This is a genomic window from Rhizobium sp. M1, from assembly GCF_002531805.1.
Classification (GTDB): domain Bacteria; phylum Pseudomonadota; class Alphaproteobacteria; order Rhizobiales; family Rhizobiaceae; genus Rhizobium; species Rhizobium etli_C.
In genome coordinates this window covers 23,159-43,481 of record NZ_NWSW01000011.1, presented here as the reverse complement: position 1 = coordinate 43,481, position 20,323 = coordinate 23,159, and the positions used below count along the sequence as shown (strand labels likewise).

Below are 20,323 nucleotides of genomic sequence, written 5' to 3'. Positions count from 1 at the left end.
GGACAGGAGTCCGGCAACCCTCGCCAACAGGAGGCTGTTCATGCCGAAGGTCGTTTCAAATCTCTGGTTCGCGGAGCAAGCGCGCGAAGCCGTCGAATTCTACGTATCGGTCATTCCGGATTCCAGGATCGGCCGCACCACCATATTGCCGGCGGAAACGCCGAGCGGGCCTCCGGGCAGCGTCGAACTGATCGAATTCACGCTCGGCGATCAAGCCTTCCTGGCGATGAAGGCCGGCCCGCTCGACAGCTTCAACCATTCTTTTTCGATTGCCATTCTGCTCGACAGCCAGGCCGAGATCGATCGGATCTGGGATGCGTTTCTCGCCAATGGCGGCACGCCTGAAGCCTGCGGCTGGCTGAAGGACCGCTGGGGCCTTTCCTGGCAGATCGTGCCGCGGGTGCTTTCCGAGATGGTCGCCGACAGCGATCGAGAGCGGGCCAAGCGCGTCACCGAGGTGATGCTCGGCATGGTCAAGATTGATCTTGCTGCGCTGGAGAGGGCGTTCAACGGCTGAGGCCGGCGGAGGCACGATTACGAATCGGGGCGCGTGATCGCCACGCGCCATTTTCCCCTGAAATTTACCGAATTTACTGGCGGCGCATCGGCATCCGCCCGATCGAGGCTGCCCTTATCGGCTGCCGATCGCTGTTTTCTCGCATTCTCGAATCACGGGCGCCATTGCACACCTTTTTGACATTCATGTCACGTCGCTAAATGTGCTGATATCGCAATAGGCCTTTTTTCAACTACAATATGAAACAGTTTCGCAGAGTAAAAAATTACCGGTGCATGCAATTTTTTGTGCATTGCTACAAACAGCCGGTGAGCGTCGAATATACCTACGAAACTATTGATTCTTAGGAACGCCGTGGCCATCTCGATGGTTATACGGCTTAGAGCCTGCGGCATAACCTTAATGGAGGTCCCATGCTGAGTGAATCCGTATTCGATGCGTTCACGCGCAGTTATGAAGCGCGCCGCGAGGCCGACATGTCGGTTTCGGAATATCTCGACCTCTGTAAGCAAGAACCGATCGCCTATGCCAATGCGACGGAGCGCCTGCTCGCTGCGATCGGCGAGCCGCAAATGGTCGACACGGCCAGGGATGCGCGCCTCGGCAGGATCTTCATGAACCGGACCATCCGGGTCTATCCAGCCTTTACCGGCTTTCACGGCATGGAAGAGACCATCGAACGCATTGTTTCCTTCTTCCGGCACGCGGCGCAGGGACTCGAGGAGCGCAAGCAAATTCTCTATCTGCTCGGCCCGGTCGGCGGCGGCAAGTCGTCGCTGGCGGAGCGGCTGAAGCAGTTGATGGAGGTTCATCCGATCTACGTGCTGAAGGCGGGCGACGAGATCAGTCCGGTGTTCGAAAGCCCGCTCAACCTCTTCGATCCTGAGACAATGGGCTCGCTCCTCCAGGAGCAGTACGGCATCCCGCTGCGGCGGCTGAACGGGCTGATGAGCCCATGGTGCCTGAAGCGGCTCGACGACTTCGGCGGCGATATTTCCCAATTCCGCGTCGTCAGGATACAACCTTCGCGGCTGCGCCAGATCGCCATTGCCAAGACCGAGCCTGGCGACGAGAACAATCAGGACATCTCGTCGCTGGTCGGCAAGGTCGACATCCGCAAGCTGGAAACCTATTCCCAGAACGATCCCGATGCTTACAGCTATTCGGGCGGGCTCAACCGCGCCAACCAGGGCATTCTCGAATTCGTCGAGATGTTCAAGGCGCCGATCAAGATGCTGCATCCGCTGCTGACGGCGACGCAGGAGGGCAACTATATCGGCTCCGAGAATATCGGCGCCATACCCTTCTCCGGCATCGTCCTTGCGCATTCGAACGAGGCGGAGTGGCAGACCTTCAAGGCCAACAAGAATAACGAGGCCTTTATCGACCGTATCTGCGTCATCAAGGTGCCCTATTGCCTGCGGGTGACGGAAGAACAGAAGATCTACGAAAAGCTGATCGAGGGGTCGGAACTGGCGGATGCACCATGCGCCCCGGCAACGCTCGAAATGCTGGCTCGTTTTTCCGTGCTTTCGCGCCTGCGCAAGCATGAGAACTCGACCTTCTTCTCGAAGATGCGCACCTATGACGGCGAAAGCCTGAAGGAAAGCGATCCGCGCGCCCGCAGCGTTCAGGAATACCGGGACGCTGCCGGCATCGACGAAGGCATGGACGGGATATCGACCCGCTTCGCCTTCAAGGTGCTCGCCTCGACCTTCAATCACGACACCACGGATATCGGCGCCGACCCCGTCCATCTGATGTATGTGCTGGAACAGGCGATCCGTCGCGAGCAATTTTCCGACGATGTCGAGAAGCGCTATCTGGAATTCATCAAGGCCGATCTTGCGCCACGCTACGCAGAGTTCATTGGCAATGAGATTCAGAAGGCCTATCTTGAATCCTATGCAGACTACGGACAGAATTTGTTCGACCGCTACGTAGATTATGCCGATGCCTGGATCGAAGATGTGGACTTCAAGGATCCCGATACCGGCCAGCTTCTCGACCGCGAGCTCCTCAATCAGGAACTGACGAAAATCGAAAAGCCGGCGGGCATTGCCAATCCGAAGGATTTCCGCAACGAAATCGTCAAGTTCTCGCTGAGATCGCGGGCAGCCAACGGCGGAAAAAATCCGTCATGGACGAGCTACGAGAAGATCCGGGAAGTCATCGAGAAACGTATGTTCTCGCAGGTGGAAGATCTTTTGCCGGTCATTTCCTTCGGGTCGAAGAAGGATTCGGAAACCGAAAAGAAACACAGCGAATTCGTCTCGCGCATGGCCGCGCGGGGTTACACCGAGAGGCAGGTTCGACGCCTTGTGGAATGGTACATGCGCGTCAAACAGGCAAGTTAATGCGGAGCCATTATGCACATTGTCGACCGGCGGCTGAATCCGCGCGGTAAAAGTCTGGAAAATCGGCAGCGGTTCCTTCGACGCATGAAGGGCGCCGTGCAGCAGGCGGTCAAACGTTCTCTGCAAAACCGTAACATTCGCGATGTGCTCGACGGCGGGGAAATCAGCCTGCCGATCGACGGGATGGCCGAGCCGAACCTGCGGAGGGGCGATGGCGGCATCCGCGATCATATTCTGCCCGGAAACAGGGCCTTCGTCGAAGGCGACATTCTTCCGCGCCCGCCGGGGAGCAGGGGCGGAAAACCCAAGGATGCGGGCGAAGGCGACGGCGAGGACGGCTTCCGTTTCGTGCTGACGCGCGAGGAATTCCTCGATGTGTTCCTGGACGATCTGGAACTGCCCGATCTCGCCAAGCGGCGTCTGGCCGAAACCGAAGAGGAAACGCCCTTCCGGGCCGGCTATTCCGTGTCAGGATCGCCGTCCAACATTGCCGTCGGTCGCACGACCAGGCTGGCGATGATGCGCCGCGTCGCGCTGGGACGCCCACGCCGCGAAGAGATCGAAGCGCTGCAGCGGCAGATCGAGGAATGCGAAGACGACGAGAGCCGTCTGGCGCTTGAGGCCAAGCTCAAATCGCTGACGGAGAAAAGCCGGCGCATTCCCTATATCGATCCGCTCGACGTTCGGTATCGCCGCTTCGAAAACGAGCCGAAGCCTGTGGCGAAAGCGGTGATGTTCTGCCTGATGGACGTCTCCGGCTCCATGTCGGAGCACATGAAGGACCTGGCGAAGCGGTTCTATCTGCTGCTCTACCTTTTCCTGTCGAAACGCTACAAGAAAGTGGAAATCGTCTTCATCCGTCATACCGACAGGGCCGAAGAGGTCGACGAGGAAACCTTCTTCTACGGTCCGGCGACGGGCGGCACGCTTGTTTCCAGCGCCCTTGCGGCGATGCGGGCGATCATCGCGGCGCGTTTCGATCCGGCCGAATGGAATATTTACGGCGCCCAGGCCTCGGACGGCGACAACGCCCATTCCGACGGCAACCTGACCGGGCAGCTGCTGCGCGATATTTTGCCGTTGTGCCAGTATTTTGCCTATATCGAGGTGGGCGAGGAAGGCGGCGATTCTTCCGTATCCCGGTCACCGCTCTGGATGCTCTATGACGGGATCCGTTCCGAAGCGCTGCCGCTTTCGATGCGCAAGGTCTGCCGGCGAGGCGAGATATTCCCCGTTTTCCACGATCTCTTCCAGAAACGTGACGCACAGTCGAGGGTGACGCCATGACCATGACGGTGAGGCCGAAAGACCGGCTTTTGTTCGAAGGTGCCGACTGGGACTTCGCAACACTGCAGCGCATTCACGACGCCTGCGAGGCGATTGCGCTCGGCGAACTCGGCCTCGATGTCTATCCGAACCAGATCGAGGTCATCACTTCGGAGCAGATGCTGGATGCTTATTCCTCAACCGGCATGCCGCTGTTTTACCGCCATTGGTCCTTCGGAAAACACTTCGCGCATCATGAAACATTCTACCGCCGCGGGATGCGCGACCTTGCCTACGAGATCGTCATCAACAGCTCCCCCTGCATTTCCTATCTGATGGAAGAGAACACGGCGACGATGCAGACGCTCGTCACCGCCCATGCGGCCTTCGGCCATAATCACTTCTTCAAGAACAATTATCTCTTCAAGCTCTGGACCGATGCGGAAGGAATTCTCGATTACCTCGATTTCGCAAAGGGTTATATCACGCGCTGCGAAGAACGGTATGGCGAGACGGCGGTTGAACGGACGCTCGATGCAGCGCATGCGCTGATGTCGCACGGGGTGCATCGATACGCGGGCAAGACTGCGACCGACCTTCGCCAGGAGGAGAAGCGGCAGCAGGAGCGCCGCGCCCACGAAGAGCAGATGTTCAACGACCTGTGGCGCACGGTTCCCGTCGGCAAGGCGAAAAAGGCGGGTGACATCGGCTTGGAAAAGCGCCGTGCCGCGCTCGGCCTGCCGCAAGACAACATCCTGTATTTTCTTGAGAAGTCTGCGCCGCGGCTGCAGCCGTGGCAGCGCGAGATTCTTCGCATCGTCCGCCATGTCGCGCAATATTTCCATCCGCAGCGGCAGACCAAGGTCATGAATGAAGGAACTGCCACCTTCGTCCATTACCAGATCATGAACCGGCTTCACGAGCGGGGGCAGATCAGCGATGGGAACTTCCTCGAATTCCTGAAGTCGCACGCCAATGTCGTCTTCCAGCCAAGCTATGACGACCGGCGGTTCTCGGGTTTCAATCCCTATGCGCTCGGCTTTGCGATGATGCAGGATATCGAGAGGATCGTCACGAAGCCGACGGAGGAGGATCGCGCATGGTTCCCCGACATCGCCGGCCGCGGCGATGCGATGGCGGTCCTGCGCGACGTCTGGGCCAATTACCGCGACGAGAGTTTCATCAGCCAGTTCCTGAGCCCGAACCTCATCCGGCAGCTGCGCCTGTTCCATCTTTATGACGATCCGGAACAGACCGAGGGTGTGCTGGTTTCGGCGATCCACAATGAGCGCGGGTACTTGCGCATCCGCCGCCAGCTCTCCCGCGAATATGATATCGGCTGGACCGATCCGGCCATCGACATCGTCGATGTCGACCTCGCCGGCGACCGCCGTCTGCTGCTGCAGCATATCGTCATGAACGGCTGCTATCTTCAGGAAAACGACACGAAACTCGTCCTGCAGCATCTTGCCGATCTCTGGGGCTACGATGTCTTGCTCCAGGAGATCGACGGTTCCAATACGGTGGCGAGGGAGCACACGGCGAGCCCGCGCAAGATCGTTCAATAATCGCCGGCACCGGTGACATGCTTGTCTGCTGCCAGTCGATGGTATATACCATGATAGCTATCGCAATGGGGAGGCTGTCATGGCAACGAAAACGGCTAAGATTTTTACGACCGGCCGCAGCCAGGCGGTGAGGCTCCCTGCGGAGTTTCGCTTTGAGGAGAGCGAAGTGTTCGTTCGTCGTGATCCGAAGACCGGTGATGTCATATTATCGCGCAAGCCGGATTCATGGGATGGCCTTTTCGAACTCCATCGGAAGGATCCGATTCCCGACGATTTCCTTGGGCCGGCCGATCGTAGCCAGCCTTCGCAAGATCGTGATCCGTTCGAAGGTTGGAAGGGATGACGGCATGGATGCTCGACACCAATATCGCCAGTCATGTCATCAAAGGCGATCGGCCGGAGATACTTAAAAGACTGGCGGCGCTTCCAATGGACGAGATCGCCATCTCATCTATCACGGAAGGGGAATTGTTCTACGGTCTTGCCAAGCGAGGCTATCCGAAGGCGCTATCCGAGCGGGTAAGGCAATTCCTCCTCAGGGTCGATGTTCTCCCCTGGGATCACGACGTCACGCGAGCCTATGGTGACCTGCGCGCCGCCTGTGAAGCCAAAGGCACGATTCTGGCGCCCCTGGACATGATGATTGCCGCTCATGCCGTTGCGACCGCGGCAACCCTCGTCACGCGTGACAAGGCTTTTGCTCGCATTTCTGAGCCTTTAAAGGTCGACGACTGGACGGGCGAAAGAAGCTGAACCGCTTACATCAGGAGTGATGGATGATCGATCGGCAATTACCGGTGGCAACAAAGGCAAAGCCTTCGTAATCTGCTGTCGTTGCGATCCCTCCGGGTCGGACAGCGCGGAGACGAAGGGCCATGGGTGAAACGCGGCGCAAGCTGACGACGATCTTCTGTGCTGACGTGCAGGACTATACGCGGCTGATGGGAGCCGACGAGGAGGGGACGCTTGCAACGCTGAAGCGCTGCCGGGAGGCGATGGGGCGGCTGATCGAAAGCCATGGCGGCCGTGTCGTCAACACCTGGGGCGATGGGCTGATCGCCGATTTCCCGAGCGTGGTCGAGGCCGTGCGTGCAGCCGTCGACACGCAGAACGAACTTGCCGGCTTCAACGCCCGCCGCCCGGACGACGGGCGCATGCTGTTCCGTATCGGCCTCAATCTCGGCGATGTGATCGTCGAGGGCGACGACATCTATGGCGACGGCGTCAACATCGCCGCGCGGCTGCAGGCCTCGGCCGCGCCGGGCGGAATCGTCATATCGAGTACCGTCTACGACCAGGTTCGCAACAAGGTGGCGGTTGGTTTCGAATTTCTCGGGGCGCTGATGGTCAAGAATGTCGAAGAAGGCGTGCCGAGCTATGCGGTGAGGATCGGCGACGGAGGCGACGAGGCGCCGTCTGCCGAGCGACCTGCCGCTGCCCGGCCATTGCCGGCACCCACCGTCACGGGGGAGGCAAGGCCGGCTCCCGGCGGACGAAGGCTGTTTGCCGTGCTCGGCGTCATCGCCGCCGTGCTGATCGGTATCAATCTTTTGTCGTGGCAGGGCGTTTTCTGGGCGCGCTTTCCCGTCCTTGCGCTCGCCGTCGTTGCGGCGCTGGCCTGGAACCGTGGCCAGACCCTCTTCGATCGTAAGCTCGCGGCGCTGGCGATCGTGGCGCTCGGCATCATCGGCATCAACCTCTTCACCTGGGAAGGACGCTTCTGGGCGGTGTGGCCGGTGTTGGGACTGGCGGCCGTGCTCGGCCTGCGGTGGTCAATGCGTCGGTAGACATTCACCGGCACCGGTTTTGCCGAGCAATCTTGCCTCGAAGCCGGCTTCGTCAAGACGTTTGCGAGCTTCGTTCAAGCAAAAGTGAGCGTCCGGGTTATTTCCATTCTTTGCTGATATTACAAATCGGTAATGCCGGGTGCTTATGCTTGCCGTTAAGCTGTAAACGCGCGATATTGTCGCATCAACAGGGGTTCTTGATCCCTGGGGGACTTCGTTCCCACAGCGCCTCTTTCGACCGACCCTGGTCCAACCTCGAGTCCCTCCGGAGACGTGAATGGCCTTTTGGAAGCAGTTTATACTTTCGCTCACCGTCATTATTGCCGGCTTTGCCGCATGGGTTTTCCTTGTGCCGGGTGCCGGCGATATGATGCGCGATGCAGGCATTCCGGAGAGCCTCGTTTCCAAGATCGCACCGAAGGCAGAAGAGACGGTCGATGCCGGGGCTCCGGCCGGGGCGCAAGGCCAGCGGCGTGGCCAGGGCGAGGGTGAGGGGCAGAACCGCCGCAATGGCGGCGGGCGCAACAGCGCGATTCTCGTCGCGACCGAGGCTGTCGTCCAGGGCGTCGTCAACGATCGGCTCAACGCCATCGGCACAGGTGACGCGATCCGTTCGGTCGCCGTGACGCCGCAGGCATCCGGGACTATTCGCGAGATTCTTATCAAGTCGGGCGACAGGGTGAAGGCCGGCCAGGTGCTGGCCAAGCTCGACAGCGAGGAGCAGGTGATCGCCCGCGGCCAGGCGGATGTGGCGGTTAGGGCCGCCGTCGAAAAATCCAATCTCTATCACAACATCAAGTCCAGCGTGTCGCGCATGGACGTCTTCGATTCCGAGATCGCCGAGCAGGGCGCCCGCCTGCAGCTCCAGGCCGCCGAGCTCAACCTCGCCCGGCGCAATATCATCGCGCCGATCGACGGCATCGTCGGCATCGTGCCGGTCAATATCGGCGACAACGTCACGACGACGACGCCGATCGTCACTCTCGACGACCGTTCGGAAATCCTCGTCGATTTCTGGGTGCCGGAGCGCTTCTCCAATACGGTTGCGGTCGGCCAGCCGGTCGAGGCGATGTCGGTCGCAAAGCCGGGGCAGATGTTCTCAGGCGTGATAGAGGCCGTCGACAACCGCATCGATGCTGCAAGCCGCACGCTGCGCCTGCGCGCCCGGATCGACAACTCGTCGGACGAGTTGCGCGCCGGCATGTCCTTCAGCGTCAGCATGAAATTCCCCGGCGACAAATATCCGGCGGTCGATCCGCAGTCCGTGCAGTGGGATTCGCAAGGATCCTTCGTCTGGCAAGTGGCCGACGACAAGTCGCATAAGGTGCGGGTGAGCATCGTGCAGCGCAATCCCGATTTCATTCTCGTCAAGGCCGACCTCAAGGATGGCGACAAGATCGTGACGCAGGGCCTGCAGCGGGTGCGTGAGGGCGGGGCGGTGCGTGTTTCCGCCGATGTCGCCGCGAACGGGGAGGTCGCGACCCAATGAACGTGACCGAGATTCATCAGGGCGGATCGTCGGGCAAGCAGAGCTTCACCGCGCTTTTCGTTCGCCGGCCGATCCTGGCGCTGGTGTTCAACACGCTGATGGTCGTCGCCGGCCTTGCCGCCTATGTCGGCGTCGAGGTCCGCGAGCTGCCGGATGTCGATCGTCCCGTCGTCACCGTGCGCACCACCTTCGACGGCGCATCGCCGCAGACGATCGACCAGGAATTGACCAAGGTGATCGAGGGCGCGGTTGCCCGCGTCAGCGGCCTGAAATCGATCTCGTCCACCTCTTCCTTTGGCCAGAGCCGGGTGACGCTCGAATTTTCCGATGCGATCGATCTCGCAGTCGCCGCCAACGACGTGCGCGACGCGATCGGCCGCATCACCCAGAACCTGCCCGACGAGGCGGATGCGCCGCAGATCGTCAAGGCGGATTCGGACTCCTCGGCGATCATGCGCCTTGCCGTCACCTCCACCAACCTCAACATGGACGACCTGACGCTGCTCGTCGAGAACGAGGTGATCGATCGGCTGGCCTCCGTCGACGGCGTGGCCGATGTCGAGGAATATGGCGACCAGGAGAAGGTTTTCCGCGTCGATGTCGACCAGGGCGCGCTGGCAAGCCGCGGACTGACGATCGGCGACCTGACGAAGGCGCTCGACAATGCCGCGCTCGATGTGCCGGCCGGCTCGCTGAAGAGCACGACGCAGGATATTGTCGTGCGCGCCACCGCCAACCTGCAGACGCCGGCCGATTTTTCCAATGTCATGCTGCAGGACCGTGTCCGCCTCGGCGACGTCGCGACGGTGACGCTTGGGCCTCGCGACGGGGATACTGCGTTGCGTTCCAACGGCAAGCCCGGCATCGGCCTCGGCATCATCCGCCAGGCGCAGTCGAACACGCTGAACATCTCGACCGGCATCAAGGCTGCCGTCGAGCAATTGTCGAAGACGCTGCCCGCGGGAACGACGATCGCCATCACCAGCGACGACGCCGTCTTCATCCAGGGGGCGATCCATGAGGTGGTGCTGGCGCTGGTGCTTGCCGCCGTCATCGTCACCGCCGTCATCTATCTCTTCCTGCGCGACTGGCGGGCGACGCTGATCCCGGCGGTCAGCATGCCGGTGGCGCTGATCGGGACGCTGGCGGCGATCTACATGGTCGGCTTCTCGATCAACATCCTGACGCTGCTTGCCATCGTGCTGGCGACCGGCCTCGTCGTCGACGACGCGATCGTGGTGCTCGAAAACATCGTGCGCCGGCGCGCCGAGGGCATGGGGCCGCGGGCGGCGGCCGTGCTCGGCACGCGCGAGGTGTTCTTCGCCGTCGTCGCCACGACCGCGACGCTGGCGGCGGTGTTCATTCCGCTCTCTTTCCTGCCGGGTCAGGTCGGCGGCCTGTTCCGCGAATTCGGCTTCGTGCTCGCCTTCTCGGTCGGGCTGTCATCGATCGTGGCGCTGACGCTCTGCCCGATGCTCGCCTCGCGCATGCTGACGAAGCCGATGATCGAGGACCACGGTGCGCTCGGCCGTTTCGGAGGTGCGCTCGCCCGTCTCTATAAATGGGCGCTGCATGGCTGCCTGAACGCGCCCTTCGTCGTCATCCTGTTTTCGGTGATCTTCGCCGGTGCCGCACTCATCGCCTTCTCGACAGTCAAGAGCGAGCTGACGCCCGAGGAAGACCGGTCGATGGTGATGATGCGGCTGACGACGCCGCAGGGATCGAGCCTCGAATATACCCGCGACAAGATGCAGCTCGTCGAGGAATATCTGCAGCCGCTGGTCGACAGCGGCGACATCCGCAACGTCTTCTCGATCTCCGGCCAGGGCGGCTCGCTGAACAGCGGTTTCATGGTGCTGACACTTGCCCCCTGGGGTGAACGCCACCGGACTCAGGCCGAGATCGTCGCCGACATCAACCAGGCGGCGGCGAAGGTGCCGGCGCTGCGCGGCAACGCGATCTCCTCCAACAGCCTGCGTATCCGCGGCGCCGGCAGCGGCGTGCAGATGGCGCTGGTCGGCAATGATCACCAGGCGCTGACGGCGGCGGCCGCCAAGCTGGTTCAGGCGCTCGAAGCCACCGGCCAATATGATACGCCGCGCCTGACCAACGAACCGAGCCAGGCGCAGGTGTCGGTGGCGATCGACCGCGAGCGTGCCTCTGATCTCGGCATCGACATTACGGGGCTTTCGACGGCGATACAGTCGCTGCTCGAAGGACGCTCGGTGGTCGACGTCTTCGTCGACGGCGAATCCTACCCTGTGCTTCTGACCTCCACGACGCGGCCGATCGACGATCCGACCGACCTCGAAAACGTGTTCCTGAAGACCGGCGACGGCAAGATCGTGCCAATGTCGGTCATCGCCACGATGAAGGAGGGCTCGGTCGCGCCGCAGCTCAACCGCGAGCAGCAGCTCGCCTCCGTCGCGATCACCGCCGGGCTTAAGAACAACGTGTCGCTCGGCGATGCCGTCAAGCAGGTGACCGAACTCGCCGAGCCGTTGCTGCCGCCGGGTGCGCGCCTGCTGCCGCTTGCAGAAGCTGCGACGCTGGAAGAGAACTCGAACGGCATGGCGCTGACCTTCGGCTTTGCCATCGTCATCATCTTCCTGGTGCTGGCGGCGCAGTTCGAAAGCGTGCTGTCGTCGCTGATCATCATGTCGACGGTGCCGCTCGGCCTTGCCTGCGCCGTCTTCGCGCTTGTTATCACCGGCTCCAGCCTCAACATCTACAGCCAGATCGGCCTGGTGCTGCTCGTCGGCGTTATGGCGAAGAACGGCATTCTGATCGTCGAATTCGCCAACCAGCTGCGCGACCGGGGCGAGGACGTGCGCGCGTCGATCGAGAAAGCCTGCGCGCTACGCCTTCGCCCTGTCATGATGACGATGATCGCCACCATTCTTGGCGGCGTGCCACTGGTCTTTGCTCATGGCGCCGGTGCGGAAGCGCGCGTGGCGCTCGGCTGGGTGATCGTCGGCGGCCTCGGCTTCGCGACGCTGGTGACGCTGTTCATCACCCCGGTCGCCTATCTGCTGCTCGCTCGTTTTGCCAAGCCGCACGCCCATGAAGAAGCGCGCCTGCACGAGGAGATGGCGATCGCCACCCGGCCTCGCGCCGCACCAGACGAAGAGCAGCTGCAAGCCGCAGAATGAGGCTTGCATCGGACTGAATCCCCCCGCCGGATTTTCATTCGGCGGGGTTTCTTATGGTATATCAAGCCTTGCCAAATACGATAAATTTCGTCTGAAGATTAGCCGTTTGTTAAGCATAAGCGGCAATGATCGTGACCAGGAACCAACTGGTCTTCTCCGTTTCTCGAAGGCCGCAACGCGCTGGATTCAGCGACCCCGGACATGAGTGTCTGCGCGGATGGTTCATTCCTGGTTCAGTTGCGTTCTGTTGTGTTTTTGGAGTTTAGTTCCCGTGAGTATTTATCAGCGCGTCTCCATCGATGCGGCGCTCCATGTGCTGCGCGATATCAACCGCAATATGACGGTCACGCAGAATCACATCACGACGGGCATGCGTGTCGCGAAAGCGGCCGACAATGCGGTTTACTGGTCGATCGCCACCACCGCACGGACCGACAACAAGGCGATTTCGGCGGTCCAGGATGCGCTCGGCATGGCGGCGGCGACGATGGGTACCGCCTATACCGGCGTCCAGAACGTCGTCGACGTCGTGTCGGAGATCAAGGCGAAGCTGGTCGCCGCGACCGAGGACGGGGTCGACAAAACGAAGATCAACGAAGAGCTCAAGCAACTGCAGGAGCAGCTGCGTAGCGTCTCTGAATCGGCGACCTTCAACAGCGATAACTGGGTCGTCCTCAACAACGACGCCACGCCGACGCAACCGCGGCAAATTCCGGCCTCCTTTATCCGCAATGCCGACGGCACGATTTCAGTCGGCATGCTGAGCTACCATATCGACAATACGCCGGTTGGCGCCACGAGCTCCAAGGATGCGCGCTATCTCATCGATGACCGGGCGACCGGCGCCGGCGAATACGGCGTACTGACCTCGGCCCATTTCGCCAGCGAGCTCGGGACCTCGCAGAATTACGTGCTGATGACCAGCAAGAACGGCACCACCACCGGTCAGGTCGTCATTTCGCTATCGGCCGCGACGACGCAGGGGCAGATCGGCGAGATGATCAGTGTCGTCGATGCGGCGCTGACGCAGCTGACGACGGTGGGCTCGGCCTTCGGCGCGCTGGAAAAACGCATCGAGCTGCAAAGCGATTTCGCCGCCAAACTGCACGACAACATCACCGCCGGCATCGGCCGGCTGGTCGATGCCGACATGGAGGAGGAGGCCAGCAAGCTCAAGGCATTACAGACGCAGCAGCAGCTCGGCTTGCAATCGCTGAACATCGCCAACGCGACCTACGATACGGTGCGGCAGCTGTTCCAGAATTTCTAAAGGTGCGATCACCCAGCCACCCGCCCTCGTGGTTCGAGACGGCCCTGCGGGCCTCCTCACCATGAGGGCTAGTTGTTGTGCCCTGCCGCGAGGCTATCGGCGGCAAGGCACTGCATTCTCCGTTGGGCAAGCGGTAACCTCTCTCCGGCCTCATCCTGAGGTGCCCCGCAGGGCCTCGAAGGACGGGGCCGGGCCACCGGCGCTCATGCGGTATCGGCACCCGCCCTCGTTGCTAAAACTGGTGATATCAGCGCATTCAAGCAACATGGCCGCTGTTTCGGCGCCTGAAATTCCCCTATCAAGGGAACATCTTCATTTTCTTGCCGTAATCCTTGCCATTTGCTCGCATCAGCTTTGAACGGAGACTGTCCTGTCCATGATCAAGAAATTCATACTTCTGGCTGTCGCAGCAAGCTATCTCAGCGCCTGCACGACGACCGATCCCTATACCGGTGAACAGAAGGTTTCCAATACGGCGGGGGGCGCGGCGCTCGGCGCGCTTGGCGGCGCTCTCGTCGGTGTCGCCGTCGGCGGCGGCGGGCACGGCAAGCGCAATGCGGCGCTGATCGGCGCCGGCATCGGCGCTCTCGCCGGCGGTGCGATCGGCAACTATATGGATCAGCAGGAAGCAGAGCTTCGCGCCCAGCTCGAAGGTACCGGCATTTCGGTGACCCGCAACGGCGACAACATCATTCTCAACATGCCTTCGAACATCACCTTCGACGTCGACCAGGATGCGGTGAAGCCGGGCTTCTATCCGACGCTGAATTCGGTCGCGATCGTGCTGCGCAAGTTCAACCGCACGCTGATCGACGTCAACGGCCACACGGATTCGACAGGCAGCCTGCAGCACAATCAGGATCTGTCGCAGCGCCGTGCGCTTTCGGTTGCCGATTATCTCGGCGGCCAGGGCATCGACCAGCGCCGCGTCTCCGCCGTCGGCTTCGGCCCGTCCCAGCCGGTCGCCTCCAATGCGTCCGAAGCGGGCCGCGCCCAGAACCGTCGCGTCGAAATTCAGATCGCGCCGATCACCCAGGGCTGAGCTCATTTGTGTCAGGAGCGGCCGGTCACGTATCCGACCGTTCATCGCCATGGTTCGAGCGCCCCCCTAGGCGCTCGAACTGACTGCGGCGTTCAGACAATGAGGCTGATGATAATGGCGGCGATCGCGCTCGCCAGGATCGCACCGATGATCACGATAGAGATCTGACGCGGCGACATTTTCAGGATGGCGCCGACGATCCCTGCGATGATGATACTGCCGAGGGACGTCAGAATCTCGTTGTCGACGTTCAACAATGTAAATATGACCACCGTCGCGATGGCCGAGACGGCGATAATGACGAAGCCTTTCCAGGCTTGAGCCTTGGCATTCATCGCGCCAAGCGCCCCGCCCGCCGAACTCGCCAGGACCATTGCAACAGCCAGCTCCACTTCCGTCATCGATTCCTCCATGGCCATGGACGAACTTTTGACTGCTTCCGAAAAAGATTTCAACTCAGGATAGTTGATAATCGATTGCTCTCTTCGGTGGCGGTTCGCTGAAGAGACGTACCCGGCGTCCATCAATGCTGCATCGCCGCACCCTTGGTGATCTTGTCGACGATCTTCTTTTCGGCGCGCAGCGCGATGCCGACGACCTTGGCATCGTCGGGCGCATATTCGGAAAAGACGGCGCGATTGGCGGCGTCGTGACCGGTCGTGAACATCTCCTCGATAAACAGCGAGGCGGTGACATCCCGTTCCAGCGCGCGGCGGTGGATTGCCGACATCGTCGCCTCGTCGGCGGAAAGCACGATGATCGGCTGGATCGACAAGGGGTTGTAGATGTTGCCGGCACGGTCGCGGTAGGGCTCGCCGATGATCTCGGGATGCCCGCCGGCGACGCCGGTCATCAGGAAGGCGGTGACATTCAGCTTCTGCCAGGCAGCAAGATTGTTTCGCAGGACGACGGCGATTTTGGTATCAAACATCAGACAGTCTTTCACCTCTGCATGGAATAGGAGTATCGAGGGCATTGAGCCAGGATCTATATCCGCAGGTCTTCGAAGGTCTTGAACGTTTGTGCACCGGGCCATCCGGCAACGGCATTCTGACCGCGCCCGCCTTTCCCGGCATCGAGCGCATCGGCGCGCAATTCTCCGGCAATGCCTTCGAGCCGCACCGGCACGACACCTACGCGCTCGGCGTCACCGTGAAAGGCGTGCAGACTTTTCGCTATCGCGGCGAACGGCGCTTCAGCCTGCCGGGGCAGGTTATCGTGCTGCACCCCGACGAGGAACACGACGGCGGGGCAGGAACGGAGGACGGGCTGCAATACCGCATGCTTTATTTGGAGCCGGCGCTGCTGCTCGAATGCCTGGAGGCGGAAGGCCTTGGGCTGCCGTTCGTCGATGAACCGGTCATCGGCGATCCGGCGATGGCCGGCGTGCTGCTTGCCGCCCTCGGCGAACTCGACCGCGAACTGGATGAGCTCTTCGTCGACGATTTCGTGTCGCGGGTGACGGGCGGCTTGTCACGGCACGCGCGGTTGCCGCGCCGGCCGCTCGGGGCGATCGCCTGGCGGCAAACACGGGCGGCGCGCGATTATCTTGAAGCGCATGCCACACGGCCGGTTCATTCCGGCGAACTGGAAGCGGTTACCGGGCTCGATCGTTTCGCGCTGTCGCGGCATTTCCGGGCGGCCTTCGCCACCAGTCCGCACCGCTACCTCCTGATGCGGCGGCTGCAGCAGGCCCGCGCCATGATCGGCGCGGGTGAGGGCATTTCGGATACGGCAGCGGCGACCGGCTTTGCCGACCAGAGCCATCTCAACCGCCACTTCAAGAAGGCCTACGGCATGACGCCCGGGCAGTGGTCAGTACTCGTTCGTGGCAACAGAATGCCCCCAGCGCCTCCTGTCGCACGTGCCTCAGGCTCATAATGGTGCAAAGCCACCACCGCGGCCTGCGCAGATTCTAGAGCTTGCATTGCGCCATGAGCGGACATCCGATCAAGCTCGGAAATGCTCTATAGCACGCTCGGATAGCATCCTCGGTAGGTCAGGTTAGCGGTGGAGCGTAGTTCAGGCTTCGCATCTCCAAACGCTGTTTGGTCGATCAGCACGAATGTATTGGCAGGTGCGGTACCATCGCTGATCCCGAGCACGTCCACGGCGCGCAGACGTGATTCCAGGTAATTCCAATCCGGCACCATACCGCTTTTCCAGATCACCTCGACAAAATCGGCATCAATGCGAAGGCCGCCCAATTCCTCCTTCATCGGCCATATCGGGTTACGATCCTCCCACGCGACATAGTCCTCATCCGAGGTATGCTCGTCGGGTTCGGGTTCCCAGTGAGGATGAACAAAGGCGAACGCGGCCTCGTTGCTTTCGAATACAGCCGTAAAGACATGAACTTCTGATCGCGATGCCATTGAGCTTCCCAGATGTCCTCTTTGCGGTTACCTGCGCGATATAGGTAAAGTGTCAAGGTTTATGGAAAGTCCGCTTCGGGCTTAATGAAGACGAGGCTTCAAGTCCGGATTGTTTGGTCGATCTGAATCAAACGGGATTTTCCGCAAGACCGGAGCGGCGGGCGATGAAGCGGGCGAGCATCGGGCCGATCAGCAGGATGACAAGGAAGCGGCCGGTTTGCATCGCCATCACAAAGGGCACGTCGACATTGCTGGAGGCGGCGATGATGGCGACGGAATCGGCGCCGCCGGGGCTGGTGGCGAGATAGGCGGTCAGCGGATCGATGCCGGCGAAGACGTGAAGGGCGGCTGCCATGCAGCCGCAAAGCGCCATCAGCAGCACGATGCAGGCCGACACTCGCGGCAGGGCGCGCGCCACATGCGAAAGGATCGAGCGGGTGAAGCGCAGGCCGATGCTCCAGCCGACGAGCGCATAGGCGATGGCGAGCAGCCACATCGGCAGCTCGATCTTCATCAGGCCGATCCCTTGCAGGAAGGCGCCGAGAAAGAGCGGCACGATGATCATCCCGCCCTGGATGCGCAGGCGCCGCACGGTGTAGGCACAGAGGGCGGCAAAGGCCATCGTCGCTGCAAGGGCAGGCCAGTCGACTTCGGGAAAGAGGATGAGCGGCGGCGGCTCGGCGCCGTCGGCGGCCACCCACAGGCGTGAAATCACCGAGGCGCCGACGGCGACGAAGACGACACGCAGATACTGCATGAAGGCGACGAGCCGGGCATCGGCGCCATAGGCTTCCGACATGATGACCATCGCCGAGGCGCCGCCCGGCGAGGAGCCCCAGACGGCGGTCGTTCCGGGCAGCACCTGCCAGCGCGTCAGGAGCCAGCCGAGGCCGGTGGCAATAGCGATGACGGAGAAGATGAACAGCAGGAAGAGCGGCGCATCCTTCGCCATGGTGCCGAGAATGTCGGGGGTGATGGTGCGCGCCATCATCAGGCCAACGAGCACCTGGCCGAGTTGCAGCGGCCAGAGCGGGACGCGAAGCTTTCCCTTGCCGACGGTCAGCGCCAGCGCGATGGCGGCGACCATCGGTCCGATCAGCAGCGAAGCGGGCAAGGCAAAGAGTTCGAGGAAGACGGTGAAGGCGGTCGAGAGCGCCAGCAGCAGCGCCCATTTCGGCAGGCCGGCATCGCGCAGCAGGCGGCTGAATGGCATGTGTCCCGTATCTTTCCTAGCCGGCGCCAAGCCCTGAGGCTGAAGGTGGGAGGAAGCTCCGGCGTGACGAAGAGAGGCCGACAGCAACGGCCGGCTGGCGCAGGCCCGGTATAGAGGCGTGCTCCGGACGCGGTCAATCGCGAAATCTGGCTTCTCGGTGCTTTGGGATGCGAGTTTGATTCAAGTGGCCGGCTTAAGTCGCTGTTTTCATAAGGCACCGTTTCGATGCCTCAGAGCCGCACATGGCCGGCGAGAAAGTCGAGCAAGGCGCGGACCCGCGCCGGCAGTGGACCGCCCTGGCCGATATAGAGGGCGTAGAACTCCTCGAGATCGCCGGGGTTTGCGTCTTCGAGCACCGGTGCCAGGCGACCGGCCTCGATATCGGCACGCACGGTGAAGGCGGCCAGTCGGGCAAGGCCGGCGCCCGACAGAGCGAGATGCCGCATGGCTTCGCCGTCTGCGACCTGAATGCCCGGAGTGATCGGGATCGTCACCGTCTCGCCGCTCTCCCGCATCGGCCAGCCCTCGATGGCGCGGGCATAGGAAAAGCCGATGCGGCAATGACGACGGAGATCGGCGACCGTGCGCGGTTCACCGTGACGGCCGAGGTAATCAGGTGAGGCAACGATAATCTTGCCGGTGGCGCCGAGCTTGCGGGCGATCAGGCTGGAGCTCTTCAAGGGCCCGGCGCGGATCGCGATGTCGGCGCGCTCCTCCATCAGGTCGATCACCTTGTCGGTATGGGCAATATCCAGCGTCACAGCGGGATGAAGCGCCATGAAGGCCGGCACGAGCGGCGCCAGCACATGATTGCCGAAGGAGCCGCTGGTGTTGATGCGGATGCGGCCTGCCGCTTCTTCGCCTGATGAGGCCTGGCGTTCGGCCTCGGCGATATCGGCAAGGATGGCGATACTGCGCTCGTAGAAGGCACAGCCCTCCAGCGTCAGTTGCAGTTTGCGGGTGGAGCGGTTGACGAGGCGGACGCCGAGGCGCACCTCCAACCGGGCGACGAGCTTGCTGACGGCGGACGGCGTCATGCGCCGCACCGTGGCGGCCGCGGAAAAGCCACCGCGCTCGACGACGCTGACGAAGACTTCCATCTCGCCGGAGCGGTTGATGTCCTGGCGGCCCATGATGAATTCAAATCACAAATGCTTTGCTGAAAGGCAATCTATATCACCACAGGGGCCGGGTCTATCTCAGGAGAAACACAGGAGACAGAGCCATGGAATATAGAAATCTCGGTGCGTCCGGCCTCAGGGTGCCGGTCTTGAGCTTCGGCGCCGGCACTTTCGGCGGCAGCGGGCCGCTGTTTGGCGCATGGGGCAATACCGATGCCGAGGAGGCGCGACGGCTCGTCGACATCTGTCTCGAAGCCGGCGTCAATCTTTTCGACACGGCGGACGTCTATTCGGCCGGCGCCTCCGAGGAAGTGCTCGGTCAGGCGATCCGCGGCCGGCGCGATGCCGTGCTGATCTCGACGAAGACGGCGTTGCCGACGGGCGAGGGACCGCAGGACTGGGGAACGTCGCGGGCGCGGCTGATCCGCGCGACCGAGAAGGCGTTGCGCCGGCTTGGGACCGACTATATCGACCTTCTGCAGCTTCACGCTTTCGACGCCTCGACGCCGGTCGAGGAGGTGCTTTCGACACTCGACGGGCTCGTCGCCTCCGGTAAGATCCGCTATATCGGCGTTTCCAATTTTGCCGGCTGGGAACTGATGAAGTCGCTCGCGACCGCCGAGCGCCACGGCCATCCGCGTTATGTCGCCCATCAGGTCTATTATTCGCTGGCGGGACGGGATTACGAATGGGAGCTGATGCCGCTCGGCGCCGACCAGGGCGTCGGCGCTCTCGTCTGGAGCCCGCTCGCCTGGGGGCGGCTGACCGGCAAGATCCGCCGCGGTGAGCCGCTGCCGGCGGCAAGCCGCCTGCACGAGACGGCGCAATACGGCCCGCCTGTCGACGACGAGAAGCTCTACGACATCGTCGAGGTGCTGGACGCCGTCGCAACGGAGGCGGGCAGGACGGTGCCGCAGATCGCCATCAATTGGCTGCTCGGCCGGCCGACGGTGTCGAGCGTCATCATCGGCGCCCGCAACGAAGAGCAACTCAGGCAGAACCTCGGTGCCGTCGGCTGGAGCCTGTCGAAGGAGCAGATCGAAAGGCTCGACGCAGTCAGCGCCGAGACGGCGCCCTATCCCTATTTCCCATATCGACGGCAGGAGGGCTTCGCCCGGCTCAATCCGCCGATCGTCTGAGGTGTCGGACAAAGCGGACCGTCCTAT

General features: G+C 61.8%; 18 protein-coding genes. 13 read left to right on the top strand and 5 right to left on the bottom strand.

Annotated features, from left to right (window positions below; translation table 11 throughout):
• The first annotated feature begins 40 nt into the window (after positions 1-40).
• The 11 genes from CO655_RS12165 to CO655_RS12110 all read left to right on the top strand — a co-directional run bounded on the left by CO655_RS12165 (position 41) and on the right by CO655_RS12110 (position 14,448).
• Positions 41-517 (top strand): VOC family protein, encoded by a 477-nt coding sequence (locus tag CO655_RS12165; protein WP_097604955.1) that lies wholly within the window; start codon positions 41-43, stop codon positions 515-517.
• A 413-nt stretch (positions 518-930) separates the two neighbouring features.
• Complete coding sequence (locus CO655_RS12155) at positions 931-2,874, top strand: PrkA family serine protein kinase (RefSeq protein ID WP_097604958.1); 1,944 nt, start codon at positions 931-933, stop codon at positions 2,872-2,874.
• Between the two features lie 12 nt (positions 2,875-2,886).
• Positions 2,887-4,161, top strand: a complete 1,275-nt coding sequence (locus CO655_RS12150) for a YeaH/YhbH family protein (protein WP_097604960.1) — start codon at positions 2,887-2,889, stop codon at positions 4,159-4,161.
• The gene (locus tag CO655_RS12145; protein ID WP_097604963.1) at positions 4,158-5,708 is read left to right on the top strand and encodes a SpoVR family protein; all 1,551 of its coding nucleotides are present in this window, start codon (positions 4,158-4,160) and stop codon (positions 5,706-5,708) included. Before CO655_RS12150 ends, CO655_RS12145 begins: the two co-directional genes overlap by 4 nt.
• Positions 5,709-5,787: 79 nt before the next feature.
• On the top strand, positions 5,788-6,051 hold the full coding sequence (gene vapB / locus CO655_RS12140) for a type II toxin-antitoxin system VapB family antitoxin (protein ID WP_097604965.1): 264 nt from the start codon (positions 5,788-5,790) through the stop codon (positions 6,049-6,051).
• Positions 6,048-6,461 (top strand): type II toxin-antitoxin system VapC family toxin, encoded by a 414-nt coding sequence (locus CO655_RS12135; protein WP_097664822.1) that lies wholly within the window; start codon positions 6,048-6,050, stop codon positions 6,459-6,461. Before vapB ends, CO655_RS12135 begins: the two co-directional genes overlap by 4 nt.
• Positions 6,462-6,583: 122 nt before the next feature.
• Entirely contained in the window at positions 6,584-7,495 is a 912-nt protein-coding gene (locus CO655_RS12130) for an adenylate/guanylate cyclase domain-containing protein (RefSeq protein ID WP_097664821.1), read from the top strand.
• Positions 7,496-7,772: 277 nt separating this feature from the next.
• Entirely contained in the window at positions 7,773-8,984 is a 1,212-nt protein-coding gene (locus tag CO655_RS12125; RefSeq protein WP_097664820.1) for an efflux RND transporter periplasmic adaptor subunit, read from the top strand.
• Positions 8,981-12,136: an efflux RND transporter permease subunit gene (locus CO655_RS12120; protein ID WP_097664819.1), complete on the top strand. Its 3,156-nt coding sequence runs from the start codon at positions 8,981-8,983 to the stop codon at positions 12,134-12,136. Before CO655_RS12125 ends, CO655_RS12120 begins: the two co-directional genes overlap by 4 nt.
• 271 nt (positions 12,137-12,407) lie before the next feature.
• Entirely contained in the window at positions 12,408-13,406 is a 999-nt protein-coding gene (locus CO655_RS12115) for a flagellin (RefSeq protein ID WP_097664818.1), read from the top strand.
• A gap of 376 nt (positions 13,407-13,782) precedes the next feature.
• Positions 13,783-14,448: an OmpA family protein gene (locus CO655_RS12110; protein WP_004673336.1), complete on the top strand. Its 666-nt coding sequence runs from the start codon at positions 13,783-13,785 to the stop codon at positions 14,446-14,448.
• 92 nt (positions 14,449-14,540) lie between these two features.
• Here CO655_RS12110 and CO655_RS12105 read toward each other — a convergent pair whose 3' ends face one another.
• Both CO655_RS12105 and CO655_RS12100 read right to left on the bottom strand, forming a co-directional pair.
• Positions 14,541-14,849, bottom strand: a complete 309-nt coding sequence (locus CO655_RS12105; protein WP_097605079.1) for a hypothetical protein — start codon at positions 14,847-14,849, stop codon at positions 14,541-14,543.
• A 122-nt stretch (positions 14,850-14,971) separates the two neighbouring features.
• Positions 14,972-15,379, bottom strand: a complete 408-nt coding sequence (locus tag CO655_RS12100; RefSeq protein ID WP_010030492.1) for a DUF2000 family protein — start codon at positions 15,377-15,379, stop codon at positions 14,972-14,974.
• A gap of 44 nt (positions 15,380-15,423) precedes the next feature.
• On the opposite strand from CO655_RS12100, the gene CO655_RS12095 reads away from it, so the two are divergent.
• Positions 15,424-16,329, top strand: a complete 906-nt coding sequence (locus CO655_RS12095; RefSeq protein WP_097664816.1) for an AraC family transcriptional regulator — start codon at positions 15,424-15,426, stop codon at positions 16,327-16,329.
• A gap of 86 nt (positions 16,330-16,415) precedes the next feature.
• On the opposite strand, the gene CO655_RS12090 is transcribed toward CO655_RS12095, so the two are convergent.
• From CO655_RS12090 to CO655_RS12080, 3 genes are all read right to left on the bottom strand, one after another.
• Positions 16,416-16,823 carry a hypothetical protein gene (locus CO655_RS12090; protein ID WP_097664815.1) on the bottom strand — a complete coding sequence of 136 codons (408 nt, stop codon included), beginning with the start codon at positions 16,821-16,823 and terminating at the stop codon, positions 16,416-16,418.
• 127 nt (positions 16,824-16,950) lie between these two features.
• Positions 16,951-18,036: an AbrB family transcriptional regulator gene (locus tag CO655_RS12085; protein WP_097604983.1), complete on the bottom strand. Its 1,086-nt coding sequence runs from the start codon at positions 18,034-18,036 to the stop codon at positions 16,951-16,953.
• 230 nt (positions 18,037-18,266) lie between these two features.
• Entirely contained in the window at positions 18,267-19,169 is a 903-nt protein-coding gene (locus CO655_RS12080) for a LysR family transcriptional regulator (protein WP_097664813.1), read from the bottom strand.
• A gap of 92 nt (positions 19,170-19,261) precedes the next feature.
• On the opposite strand from CO655_RS12080, the gene CO655_RS12075 reads away from it, so the two are divergent.
• Complete coding sequence (locus CO655_RS12075; RefSeq protein ID WP_097664812.1) at positions 19,262-20,296, top strand: aldo/keto reductase; 1,035 nt, start codon at positions 19,262-19,264, stop codon at positions 20,294-20,296.
• Positions 20,297-20,323 lie beyond the last annotated feature (27 nt).

What these genes read in the sequence shown, in the direction of transcription:
- CO655_RS12165 (WP_097604955.1), top strand. Translation starts at nt 41, where the DNA reads ATGCCGAAGGTCGTTTCAAATCTCTGGTTCGCGGAGCAAGCGCGCGAA.
- CO655_RS12155 (WP_097604958.1), top strand. Translation starts at nt 931, where the DNA reads ATGCTGAGTGAATCCGTATTCGATGCGTTCACGCGCAGTTATGAAGCG.
- CO655_RS12150 (WP_097604960.1), top strand. Translation starts at nt 2,887, where the DNA reads ATGCACATTGTCGACCGGCGGCTGAATCCGCGCGGTAAAAGTCTGGAA.
- CO655_RS12145 (WP_097604963.1), top strand. Translation starts at nt 4,158, where the DNA reads ATGACCATGACGGTGAGGCCGAAAGACCGGCTTTTGTTCGAAGGTGCC.
- vapB (WP_097604965.1), top strand. Translation starts at nt 5,788, where the DNA reads ATGGCAACGAAAACGGCTAAGATTTTTACGACCGGCCGCAGCCAGGCG.
- CO655_RS12135 (WP_097664822.1), top strand. Translation starts at nt 6,048, where the DNA reads ATGACGGCATGGATGCTCGACACCAATATCGCCAGTCATGTCATCAAA.
- CO655_RS12130 (WP_097664821.1), top strand. Translation starts at nt 6,584, where the DNA reads ATGGGTGAAACGCGGCGCAAGCTGACGACGATCTTCTGTGCTGACGTG.
- CO655_RS12125 (WP_097664820.1), top strand. Translation starts at nt 7,773, where the DNA reads ATGGCCTTTTGGAAGCAGTTTATACTTTCGCTCACCGTCATTATTGCC.
- CO655_RS12120 (WP_097664819.1), top strand. Translation starts at nt 8,981, where the DNA reads ATGAACGTGACCGAGATTCATCAGGGCGGATCGTCGGGCAAGCAGAGC.
- CO655_RS12110 (WP_004673336.1), top strand. Translation starts at nt 13,783, where the DNA reads ATGATCAAGAAATTCATACTTCTGGCTGTCGCAGCAAGCTATCTCAGC.
- CO655_RS12105 (WP_097605079.1), bottom strand. Translation starts at nt 14,849, where the DNA reads ATGACGGAAGTGGAGCTGGCTGTTGCAATGGTCCTGGCGAGTTCGGCG.
- CO655_RS12100 (WP_010030492.1), bottom strand. Translation starts at nt 15,379, where the DNA reads ATGTTTGATACCAAAATCGCCGTCGTCCTGCGAAACAATCTTGCTGCC.
- CO655_RS12090 (WP_097664815.1), bottom strand. Translation starts at nt 16,823, where the DNA reads ATGGCATCGCGATCAGAAGTTCATGTCTTTACGGCTGTATTCGAAAGC.
- CO655_RS12085 (WP_097604983.1), bottom strand. Translation starts at nt 18,036, where the DNA reads ATGCCATTCAGCCGCCTGCTGCGCGATGCCGGCCTGCCGAAATGGGCG.
- CO655_RS12080 (WP_097664813.1), bottom strand. Translation starts at nt 19,169, where the DNA reads ATGGGCCGCCAGGACATCAACCGCTCCGGCGAGATGGAAGTCTTCGTC.
- CO655_RS12075 (WP_097664812.1), top strand. Translation starts at nt 19,262, where the DNA reads ATGGAATATAGAAATCTCGGTGCGTCCGGCCTCAGGGTGCCGGTCTTG.